At 43.6% G+C, this 10,893-nt stretch carries 11 protein-coding genes and 1 pseudogene; 3 read left to right on the top strand and 9 right to left on the bottom strand.

Annotated features, from left to right (window positions below; all coding sequences use genetic code 11):
- Positions 1-541 precede the first annotated feature (541 nt).
- Positions 542-865 carry a hypothetical protein gene (locus tag BJI48_RS09070; RefSeq protein ID WP_095334238.1) on the bottom strand — a complete coding sequence of 108 codons (324 nt, stop codon included), beginning with the start codon at positions 863-865 and terminating at the stop codon, positions 542-544.
- Between the two features lie 569 nt (positions 866-1,434).
- Positions 1,435-3,234: a hypothetical protein gene (locus tag BJI48_RS09060; protein ID WP_095334234.1), complete on the bottom strand. Its 1,800-nt coding sequence runs from the start codon at positions 3,232-3,234 to the stop codon at positions 1,435-1,437.
- A 325-nt stretch (positions 3,235-3,559) separates the two neighbouring features.
- On the opposite strand from BJI48_RS09060, the gene BJI48_RS09685 reads away from it, so the two are divergent.
- The gene (locus tag BJI48_RS09685; RefSeq protein WP_257874451.1) at positions 3,560-3,688 is read left to right on the top strand and encodes a hypothetical protein; all 129 of its coding nucleotides are present in this window, start codon (positions 3,560-3,562) and stop codon (positions 3,686-3,688) included.
- 10 nt (positions 3,689-3,698) lie between these two features.
- On the opposite strand, the gene BJI48_RS09055 is transcribed toward BJI48_RS09685, so the two are convergent.
- From BJI48_RS09055 to BJI48_RS09035, 5 genes are all read right to left on the bottom strand, one after another.
- Positions 3,699-4,280: a hypothetical protein gene (locus tag BJI48_RS09055; protein WP_095334231.1), complete on the bottom strand. Its 582-nt coding sequence runs from the start codon at positions 4,278-4,280 to the stop codon at positions 3,699-3,701.
- On the bottom strand, positions 4,270-4,668 hold the full coding sequence (locus BJI48_RS09050) for a hypothetical protein (protein ID WP_095334229.1): 399 nt from the start codon (positions 4,666-4,668) through the stop codon (positions 4,270-4,272). The genes BJI48_RS09055 and BJI48_RS09050 overlap by 11 nt, the downstream gene beginning before the upstream one ends.
- Positions 4,665-4,994 carry a holin gene (locus BJI48_RS09045; protein WP_095334225.1) on the bottom strand — a complete coding sequence of 110 codons (330 nt, stop codon included), beginning with the start codon at positions 4,992-4,994 and terminating at the stop codon, positions 4,665-4,667. The genes BJI48_RS09050 and BJI48_RS09045 overlap by 4 nt, the downstream gene beginning before the upstream one ends.
- Before the next feature lie 182 nt (positions 4,995-5,176).
- The gene (locus BJI48_RS09040; protein ID WP_095334222.1) at positions 5,177-5,761 is read right to left on the bottom strand and encodes a hypothetical protein; all 585 of its coding nucleotides are present in this window, start codon (positions 5,759-5,761) and stop codon (positions 5,177-5,179) included.
- Positions 5,762-5,816: 55 nt separating this feature from the next.
- Positions 5,817-7,397, bottom strand: coding sequence for a hypothetical protein (locus tag BJI48_RS09035; protein WP_095334220.1), 1,581 nt, complete (start codon positions 7,395-7,397; stop codon positions 5,817-5,819).
- A gap of 193 nt (positions 7,398-7,590) precedes the next feature.
- Here BJI48_RS09035 and BJI48_RS09030 point away from each other — a divergent pair, with 193 nt between their 5' ends.
- Both BJI48_RS09030 and BJI48_RS09025 read left to right on the top strand, forming a co-directional pair.
- The gene (locus BJI48_RS09030; RefSeq protein WP_095334216.1) at positions 7,591-7,827 is read left to right on the top strand and encodes a hypothetical protein; all 237 of its coding nucleotides are present in this window, start codon (positions 7,591-7,593) and stop codon (positions 7,825-7,827) included.
- The gene (locus BJI48_RS09025; RefSeq protein ID WP_095334213.1) at positions 7,820-8,092 is read left to right on the top strand and encodes a type II toxin-antitoxin system YafQ family toxin; all 273 of its coding nucleotides are present in this window, start codon (positions 7,820-7,822) and stop codon (positions 8,090-8,092) included. The genes BJI48_RS09030 and BJI48_RS09025 overlap by 8 nt, the downstream gene beginning before the upstream one ends.
- Here the strand turns inward: BJI48_RS09025 and BJI48_RS09020 are convergent.
- Positions 8,089-9,405: a hypothetical protein gene (locus BJI48_RS09020; RefSeq protein WP_095334211.1), complete on the bottom strand. Its 1,317-nt coding sequence runs from the start codon at positions 9,403-9,405 to the stop codon at positions 8,089-8,091. The genes BJI48_RS09025 and BJI48_RS09020 overlap by 4 nt on opposite strands.
- A 463-nt stretch (positions 9,406-9,868) precedes the next feature.
- Positions 9,869-10,893 (bottom strand): annotated as a pseudogene (locus BJI48_RS09500) (portal protein); the annotation flags it as partial.

The raw sequence follows: 10,893 nt of genomic DNA, 5'->3' as shown, positions 1-10,893 counted from the left end.
TGCGAAGTCAATTCATTCACAATATCACTATCACTTATTCCTGCTTGCCTTGCACCTGTAAAATCAATTTTTGCCATTTATTTATTCCCTTTTAGTGGGTTTCAACCCATTCCTAGCGGTTTTTTATCATTGCAATAATGGGTTTTTTTGGGGCATAAAAAAAGGGCGGGTTTGGAAACCTTTATGTTTTTAAGGTTTATAATTTTTTTACTCGATTCACTGCGTGAATCTGAAGACCACTCACGGCAGTAAAACCGCCGTTCGCTCCTAAAGTATGGGGGTTATATCCTGCTATCGCAGGAATATCAACCCGCTTTCTAAGGTTTGTCGTGTGGAACTGCTAATAAACCAAAGCCCGCTACGCTCTTTCACCCTATCTGCTAAGGGGGCGGGTCAGGGGGTAGGGGTTTAAGGGGCTTAGGGGGGCGGACTTCGCAATTTAAGCCCCCCTAGTCCCTTACTAGCTAGTATAAGCAAGAATCATTAGCGATAGTGCTATGGAAAAATCAACTTGGGGTGGGTGGGCAAAGTTTTAAAGGTCCTATTCCATTTCTTGCAATTTCATAATCGCTTTTAACGCTTCTTCACAGCTAAGCGGGTGTTTGGGGAGTTTATTTTGGATTTCTTTTTGGATTGCTTGTTTTTTTGCTGGCAAAGATTCTTTGAATGCTTGAGTATTGAGGGCTTTTTGTTCTATTGCGTGGTTTTGTTCCTCGAGGGCAGTTTGGAGCGTGAGCGTGTTTTGATTTGCGATTTGGAGTTCTAGCGTCTTATTTTCGAGTTGCTTTTTTAGCAGGGCATTACTGATACCCAAATACCCGCCGATAGCGATAATGCCAACGATAAAGGCAATTTTGAGGTTCATAGGTTAAATCCTTTGAAAGCGGGTTGATGAATAGCGTAGCTAGTCATAACCCTATCCTTTAGGAGCGAAAGCGGGCTTTGCCCTGCGTGAGCGGTCTTCAGGTTTGCAAGGCAAACCGAGTGAAATATTTTGAAGCTCATAGGTTAAATCCTTTGAAAATTTGCTATAATTAATCTATCCATTGTGAAGAATGGTTAGTTTTTAAGTCTGTGACCTATGTTAAGAGAAAGCCCGATACGCAAGTGTCGGGTTTTTTTTTGGCGGGGCGGGCGGGTAAACCCCCTGACCCGCCCCCAATGCAACACCGCATATCACAGCGTAGATTGCTTTTTTGCTAGCAGTTCTGAAACTGCTTTCTTTGTCGTTGCTTGTGTGCTGTGAAAAATCGGAAACAAGGGCGTTGAAGTGCGCCCGCCGATTTTTCGCAAGGAGACACAAGCAAGCGACTCCCCCTCCCTTGATTGCCGAAAAGAAAAGGCTTCTTTTCGGGGTTAAGGGAGGGGTTAGGGGAGGGATAACACCCCTTTTGTTGAAAAAAAGAAAAAACAAACAGGTTTTTTAATTCGCTATCAGCCTGAAGCATTTTGTTTATTGATTTCCATCAGATAATCCACTATCAACTGGATTCTCTGGCTATTTATCCCCCCCCCCCGTGAGGATGAGCTTTCTCCTGCATAAATGCCTTGCAAGAAATGCACCCGATTCACCTCGACATCACTGGTGCGTCCATAGATGGGACTGCTTCTTGAGGCGTTAAAATCAAAACTGCCCGCACAACTCCAATCCACTTTATTTGGAGTATTATTAGAACCGCCACCACCTTTTGAAAAAGCCCCATTTGTCCAGCCGTCAGCGCAAAAGGATTCAGCGATATTAAAAACTCCCCCCGTAATATTTGGCAACCCACTCACCCCTGTTGCACCAATCTGTGCGGGGTCGGTCGTGCCTTTGGCATAGAGATTGGGCAGGGGTGTTTTGAAATACCTCCCGCCATTATTGCCATTTATGCCAAGTGAGTAAAACCACAGCAACGGGTAATCTTTCATATCCAGCATTGCCCCCATTGGGACATATTCAGGAGGCAAGCTTTTGCGATAAAAATAATCCACCTTGCCGATTTTGCTTGTCTCTTCTATCTCTTTTCGTGCCGTTTTTAGCTCACTAGAGACAAAATCTTCTAGCAAACGCATCGTTTCTTCCAAAAGCTTCTTTTCTTCTTTTTCTTGGATTTGTTTTTCAAGCGCTGTAATGCTGTCTTTGAGATTTTCAAGGCTCGCTGAATCCAAAGCTTCTTTTTCTTTTTCGATCGCCTCGAGGGCGTCATTTTTGCTCGTGCCAATGGCTTCTAAGGCTTGCGTTTCTTGCTCGATGATTTGATGGAGTGCTTCGGTTTTATTCTCAATGATGGCTTTTAGGGCGTCATTACTGGTGCTTGTTAGGGCTTCAAGGACCGCATTGCCTTGTGCGATAATCGCTTCTAGGCTTTGATCGGTTTGGTTGTTTATTTTTGCCATCACATCATTAGCGAGTTTATCAAAGCTCGCTGAAGTGTCATTAACGAGTTTTTCAAAGGCTTGGAGCGCTTCGTTAAATTTCGTCATATTTTCGGTGAGATTACCTCGCAAAATAGCGAGTTCATCGAGATAGCCATTGATGATTTCGACGTTTTTGTTTGTTCCCTCGAGTGCCTTTTCGGCTCGCAGGGCTTTTTCTTCGATGAGAGCCGTAGCGTTTGTGATAGCCTCTAACGCGGGGTCGATTTCTGCTTTGATCGCTTGGACGGCTTCAAAGATTTGCTTTTGCTCTTCGATGGTAGTCTCTGAATCTTTGAAAAAATTATCGACTTTTTGGGCAAAATCCTCGGACTTTTCTTTGATAAAAGCAAGGTGTTCGCTGATATCGATTTTGTTTTGGATAAACCAGCTTTCAAGCTCTCGGAATGTGGCAAGCAGGTTTTGCGTGCCAGCGAGGGTGAGTGTTACATATTCTTTTATCAGCGGGTCAGAAAGGAGCTTTTCTTCAATTTTGGCTAAGAGTTCCTCACGGGCTTTTTGCAGGAATATTTCTTCTGGGCTTAGCTCGGGCTTGGGGGCTTCCTCTGGGGGCGTTTCTTCTGGAATTTCAGGCTCGGGTGCTGGCTCTTCAGGCTCGGGCGGTGTTTCTTCTGGAATTTCAGGCTCGGGAATTTCTGGCTCGGGTGCTGGCTCTACGGGTGGTGTGGGTGTTTCCTCTGGAGTTTCGCCATCTTCTGGCAACTCGGGCGTGTCAGGTTGTGGCTCATCAGGTGCGGGAGTTTCTGGCACAGGCGGTGGTGTCTGGTCCTCTGGTGGCTGGGGTGCGGGGTTTTCTGGTGTGTTGTTTTCAGTCATAATGATTCCTTTATGATTTATTGCGGTTATGTTAGGGGATAATCGTTTGTAAAAAAAGGGTGGGTTTAAAACTGCATTATTTAGTTTTTCCATAGCCTTATCGCTAGTTATTTGTTCTTATACTAGCTAGTAAGGGACTAGGGGGGCTAAGTCGTATGCTATGCCCTTACGGGCATAAACGCATCGCCGTGCGAGGCTAAAAAACATAAGCAGTTATGTTTTTTTAACGCCTCTCCTTGCGAAGTCCGCCCCCCTAAGCCCCTTAAACCCCTACCCCCTGACCCGCCCCCTTAGTGGGTCAGATGACAGGGCGTAGCAGGCTTGGTTGGAAAGCAATTCCAGACTTCAAACCTTAGAAATATATCTCCAATATTCAAGCTTGCTTGAATATGAGATGGTAACTTTAGGAGCGAAGCAAGGCTTTGCCTTGCGTAGCGGTCTTCAGATTCGCTAAGCGAATCGAGTTAAATTCTTTTGAGGATATTATGCCCATAGGCGTGCTGGTAATAACCCTCCATCAATATGAGATTGGTTTTGAGACGGATGAGTTGCAGGCTTAGGCTCGCTTCAAAGTTGGTTTTGGCTAGCGTGTAGTCATTTTCGAGATGGTTTTTTACCATTTGCCCGACTTGTTTATCAAAGCTCTCTAATACTTGCTCGGGGAGTTTGAAAGCTAGCACGACTTCACGGGCTTTCGCACGGACTACGGCATTTAAGTGCTTGTTAAAATCTTCAGAAGTGCTAAGTTCTTCTGCGATAGCTTGCGGTTGCAAGGCTTCTTTGGTGGTCGCTTCGATGGTGGCTTTTAGCTCCTCTTTAGGGAGGGCATTGACTAGCTCATCGATGGGGAGACTTTGGGCGATATTAGCGATTAGCTCCTCGCTTTTGAGATAGGGCGTGCTAGCGATAAGCTCCTCTAACGCCTCTTTGGAAGTGGCATTTTGGATTTCTTCTTTAAGCTGTTGGAGTGTTTGCGTGCTAGTATCGACAGATTCAAGCTTATCTAACAACTCATTGATGATTTGGGATAATGGTTTAGATGACATTGGCGAGCCTTTTGAGGATTTCATTTTCGATTCTAAAGATTCTTTTGTCTTCGATGATGGGGGCGTTATCCATCACGGCGAGGATTTGCGAATAGATCGCTTGGTGCGTGGGGCTGTTTCCCGTAGCGAGGAAATTATCAAACCCATCGATGAAAGCCTCATCAAGGGCAAAATCAGGGAGGGGCAAATCAAAAGTTTCTAGCACGCCCACCCCATCATAAATATGATAAATCTTGCCCGTTTCATCGGTGTAATACTCTCTCCGCAGGGGGATAGCTACTTCGGTAATCTCTCCTGCTTTGATTGCATAGCTTGCACGGGGCTTGCCATAGGCGTTATAGAGAGTGAGTTTGACATCATCTTTGAGTTTTATTTGTCTTGTTTTCAAATCTTTTCTTCCTTATCATCACTTAGCCCGGCGCGGTGTTTAAACACACGAATCACAAGTCCAGCGATAGTATTTGCCCCAATAAAGCCAAATCCTCCACCTAATGCAGCTGCTAGAGGTGTCGGCAAGCCCAGATACAAAAACAATTCAAAGCCAAGCCACGTGATAAACATTGATGACCCCACGCCATAGATGACAAATCGGACCGCTTGCCACGTCGTGGTGATAGGTTTTTCTTCGATGGAGCGTAAGACAAACAAAAACCCAACTGACAAACCTAAAACGATTATCCACCCATAAAATTTAATTGTTTCCAATGAATTCATACTATTTCCTACACTTTTTGTTTTACTCGATTCGATAGGCGAATCTGAAGATTACTACGCAAGGCAAAGCCTCGCTTCGCTCCTAAAGTTCAGGGTTATTCCGTGCTTCGCACGTCATCAACCCAGTTTCTAAGGTTTGAAGTCTTATCCGCCTACAAACCAAAGCAATTCAAAAGCGTTTTTTACTCTCCCGCCTTTGGCGTTTGGTTATTGGCAGGTTGCTCGGGCGGAACAACACCATCTTCCCATTTGAGTGCTTCCACAGCCTCGATACTTTCACACGCTTTGATTTTCTCTTTTACGATTCCGCATTGATAGATCTGGCTACTTTTATATGTCAGGGCGTCGGTATAAAGCTTTTGAATTTGCTCTTTGGTATGGGGGATATTGCTTTTTTCACCTGCCTCGCCATCAACAATGGGCGCACAGCGAAAGAAACTATCCACACCCGCAATCATTAATCCCAAAAGATTCAATTGGTCTTCAGCATTCATATCATAGCGGTGCGGGCTACCGAGTGCTTCGCTAGTAAATTGCTTGAGTTCTTCATCACAGCGCGCATTCATTGCCTCTATGGCTCTGTCTTTTGCCTCTTGGAGCTTTTGGGCTTGGGCTTCTAAATAGCCTTTTGGTAAATCGCTCTCAAAAAACGGCTCTTTTAGCGGGGTTTCACTTTGGATATACACAAGGTTATCTTCTTGGGTAATGGTGTCAAAGACACCCTCGACGTCGTTTATTTTTTCTAGTGGTAGTGCGTAGATTTTCATTTTAATTCCTTTTTTGTTTTCTTTTGTTAGGCGAATCGCTTAAACATAGTAGTCGCTACGGAATCAATTGTGGCATTGGTGCATTGCTCGTTACCAAGAGATTGCCCCCATAAGGCGTGCCATTGGCATAGAGGGTTTTCCCATCAGTGATGAGTAATGCCCGCTCGGCTTCGTAAATGCTTGTCTGCATAAAGTCCATCTCCCCATCGACAAAATTAAGATGCGGGATGAGCTGGTATTCTCGCTGGCTTGTGTTATTGCCAATGCCTAAGCTATTGTTGTTATAGCCCCACGCAAACAGCTGGTCGCCTTTTCTAAATATCACGCTTTGATAGTTATAGGGGTGATGGTCAAAATCACTCACGCCCCGTTCGATAAGCATTGCATTTTGGTTATTGGTAGCTTGATTATTGCCAAAGCCATAATTGCCGTGTCCCCATACCCAAAGATTGCCGTTATCTTCGAGGAGCACGCAGATACAATAACACGTCCCCCCGCTAAACTTTTTCACCCTACTGGTGGTCTCAAATACCTTGATAAACGCAGAGCTATCGGTGGTATTATCTTGATTGAGTTGTTTATGCCCGTTGTAGCCTGCGCCATAAAGCACATCGCCATCATCATTTCTCACCAAAACAAAATTGGTCTGGCGGAAACCGCTATCATCTTTGCTATAAGGATATACATTGATGACATTTTTTAGCCCATCGATTCGGGTCGGGCGCAACGCATCGGCGCTGTTGCCTAAGCCCAGACCACCATTACCACCCCAACCCCAAGCATAAAGCTCGCCTGCTTGTGTGAGGGCAAAACAGCCCCCCGTATAATTGGAACAACTCCAAATATCTTTGACAGGGTCATTGAGTGTTGAAAGTTGGGTGAAGCTCGAGCGGGCAATCGTATTGCCAACACCGAGTGTGCCATTACCATTATAGCCTGCGCCCCATACACTCCCATCGGCTAAAAGCACGAGGGCAAATTGATAACCGCTCGCATAAGTTTTGGAAACGATCTTTTTGACTACTGCGGGGAAAGCAACACGCTGGGGGAGTGGGACAGCGCTCGTATGCCCAAGCCCCAAGCACCCGTGTGCGTTATTGCCCCATACGTAAATATGGTTTTTATCTTTTAGCAGGGCATAAAAATTACTATGCCCGCCGATAATATCAATGATTTGATCCATAATCGCTTCTTTGGGAAACGCCACTCGGGTAAAATACGCCGTGCTACTTGCCTTGCCTCCGCCATTTTTCCAGTCTTCCCCGCCTTGAATGAGAATATCACCATAATAGACAATACGCCCATCGGTTTTATCGGTCAGGACCTTTTGGACCATTATCGCCCGATAAGGATTGACATTTTTTAATAGGCGCACGCCCGCACTTAGATGATTCTTTTGAAACGCATTGATTTGATCGCCTAGCTCGCCTTTGAGGGTATCGGCGTAGGCTTGCAGGATTTGGGTTTGCTCTTTTAGCCCATCGTTTTTGAGGGCTTTGAGTTCGGTAAGGTCGGCTTGGATACTTTTGAGCGTGCCGAGTGCTTCTGTGCTAGGGGCGTTGCTAGGTGTATCGTTTGGGGGGTTGTTTGGCTCGGTGGGTGGGTTGGTTTCTGGGGGATTTTGATTTTCTGGCATAATTTATCCTTTACAATTTATATTTTCGGGTATGTTAGGGCATAGGGGCGTTAAAAAAAAGGTCTGTGAATGTGTTATAATCGCATAAACATATAAAAACGGGTTGATATTCCTGCGTTAGCAGGGTTTCACTCTGCGGAATGGTCTTCAGATTCGACAAAGTCGAATCGCATAAACATAAAAGGAACAAAAGATGACTTTGATTATCGAAAACGTAGGCAACGAACTTTTGCCTGCTCTTAAAAGTGTGGCAAAACTAGGGAATTGTAATATCAAGGTTAAAAAAGAAAAGCAACACAGGCTCAAACCAGAGGTTGAAAAAGCCATATTGCAAGACCTAGCAGAAATTGAAGAGGAACGCAAAAATGGCACGTTAAAAACCTTTAAGACAGCAAGAGAAATGCACGAGGATATTTTCAAGAATGGCTAAATACGAGGTTGCTTATTCAAAACATTACAAAAAAGATATTAAAAAAATTTCAAAAAAAGATATTGAGGCTATAGAAAAAATCATTGAAAGGCTTGCGAATAATGAAACTCTCGAGCCAAAATATAAAGACCACGCTTTGGGTGGGCAATTAAAAGGCTGTAGAGATTGTCATATCAAGCCCGATTTGGTGCTAATCTATAAAAAACAAGAGAATGTCTTGGTGCTAACTTGCGTGCGTGTCGGCTCGCATAATGAGTTGTTTTAATTCCAGCCTGAATACGCATTCTTGGGTAAAAACATTTTTGTGATTTCAAATATCTCTTTTTGCGCCCAATCATTGAGATTAACAGGATTATAATTTTTAACAAAATTATCTTGTAAATACCGGCACAGCTGGTTATATGCTTCTAACAATAGCGCCTCTTCCTCGCCTAAAAGATTTAAAATCTTATCCCGTTTAGCCTCCGCTTCTGGTAAATAAATTAATACGGGATTGCTAGCACTAGGGTCTTTGTAGGTTTTGACATAATAGCTATCAAATATGCCATTGATAATGCTTAGGACTTTCCCATAATTTTTTTCACCTTTGAGCTGGGCTTCGAGTTTAGCAAGGCTTTCATTGAACTTTTGCGTTTTTTTGATAAACGAGGGAGCTTTGCTTTCATCTGCCCAACCCATTTCGCCTAATTTAGAATAGCCTTTGATAATGCGAGAAATATTTTTTTGCACTATCGTTGGTGTGGTGGTATCCTCATTGATGATTTGCCATTTGGCTTGCGGGTATATCTCATCGTAATAATCCTTATTGCCTGCAAATTCATAATGCTTTCTATCCATCAAGGCTTCATCGATAGGATTTGTCTTGATATTTTCCATCATCAAATATTTATAGGGTTCATAAGGCGTGGTAGGCTCAAAGCTATCACTGCCTACCCTGCCTTTGTTATAAAGTGCTCCATTTGCCATTATCGCCAAAGGATTTACCATCAATACATTCGTGAGCGCACTTTGTCTATCAAATTCCTTACTCGGGTCTTTTTCTCGGAGTTTATGGGCTTCTTTAGCATAATGCTCGGCTTCCTTATTGATACGGGTAACGTTGGCGTTGGTTTGATTAGCCAAGATGGCATTAGCAACGCTACCAACCCCACTAAGCAAAGCCCCCGCTACTCCCCAAGCACTCCCTGCACTCACTATCCCAGCAATCACGATAACAACAGGGACAACAGCATTGATAATACTCCCCATCCAATTACTGCTCCCGTTAGGTTCATAAGGTGTTGTGATAGAGACAACTTCAGAAATATCAAAAGGAGAAATTTTGAGACCATATTTATCGACAATAATCATATAGTCAATAAATCGATTACGATTGTATCGCATTCTTTTTTCTGCAATATCGCCTTTATTATCCCCTGTGTTTTTCCAGCCATTGCTCCCAAAAGTAGCCCAAATATATTCTATGGTCCAACCTTTTTTGTCAATGTATTCTTGGCGGTCTGTTTGTGTTATTAGTGAGTCTTCAAACAACGACCCGCTACTAATAGGATTGCCATCTTTATCAACAGCGATTGCCATTATTTATCCGTTATGTCTTATTTTTTACGTAAATTTTGCTACAAATTTGATGGCTAAAAAAGGGCGGGTTGGGGATTTTTGGTGAGGAGAGAGGGAAATTCGAATTGCTACCCCCATCAACTGGGGGCAATCCTATTATTTGCAAATCTTCTCAAATAAAAACGGGTTGATGAATAGCGATAGCTAGTCATAACCCTATTCTTTAGGAATGTAGCAGGGCTTCGCTCTGCGGAATGGTCTTCAGATTCAGTTTTTAAAAACTGAATTGAGTAAAATTTATTAAGAAGTGCTATAATTATCTCAAGGATTGTTTTTAGCAATTCTAGGAACTCCATCCTAAACTTCCTTTTAAGGTTGTTTGGATTTGTCCCCAGAGGTCGTTACCCTCTAGGGGCATCAACCTCAAACGCTATTTTAGCATATCTCCATTTTAGAAATTCTTTATCTTAAAGCCCTTATCTCATTATTGTGGCGGGTTTTGCATTGGCTCTTGTTGCGCTTGATTTGGCTCTTGTTGCCCTTGCTGGTTCTGCACCTCCCCGCCTGCTTTGGCACGTAATAATTCAATCTCGGCTTTGAGTTTTTCAAGTTCTAAGGCTTGGCTAGCTTGAGCGAGTTCAGCTTGGGGATTGGGGGCTTTATCGATATTTTCTAGCATAGTGCTGATTTCGTTTGCGACGGGGCTATCGCTATCTTGAAGCATTAATGGCAATAACGCCGGGATAATATCGGGGCGAATGCCTGCAATGGTTTTAATAATCTCACTCCAGTAAGCAAACCGCTCCTCTCTGCCGTAAGTCTTAGGCTTAGATTTGATGATAATATCAAACTTGCCTACCTTGATTTGATTTCTTATCACAGGCACGCCATCAGGATTAACTATCACATTGCCGTTTTCATCTTTGGCGATGTCGTTAATCACAAAGTATTTGCGGGCGTCTTTGGGATCAGCGATCGCAAATACTTGGCGTTTGCGATAATAAAGACAAATCAGACTTATCACGACTTTAAAGAGGCTCTTATCAAAATCATCACTGCTTTTTAGAAACTGCTGGATTCCTAGTAATCCTGCGTTGGTGCGTTGCTGGATGGCTGTGCCAGAGACACGATTTACCGCTAAGCCTAAGGCTTCATCATTAAGCCCGATGAGTGTTTTAGATAACGCCCGCTTTTCGTTAGATTTGGCGGTGAGATTAGCAATATCAGCACTATGGTTTTCAAAGCGTATCATTCCCCGAGATAACGCCCCTTGATTGACTTTAGTAACCGAATTGTCTTTGCTTATCGTGCGGGTAAATTCGTTTTCATCACGCACTGCCCCCTCTTCAAAGATAATCTTTTGGCTACCCATCATATTGGCGGTGCGATTTTCTGCGAGGTTGATATAGTCTTGGAGTGGCTTAACGTTTCTAAATATCCCATACCAGATATTATGCTCATCAACATAGAGCTTGCGGATGGCATAAGGGTGCGTGCCTGTCTTGAATG

This window comes from Helicobacter sp. 11S02596-1 (assembly GCF_002272825.1).
GTDB lineage: Bacteria > Campylobacterota > Campylobacteria > Campylobacterales > Helicobacteraceae > Helicobacter_J.
The sequence above is the reverse complement of the archived record's forward strand: the minus strand, read 5'-3'. Positions and strand labels throughout refer to the sequence as shown.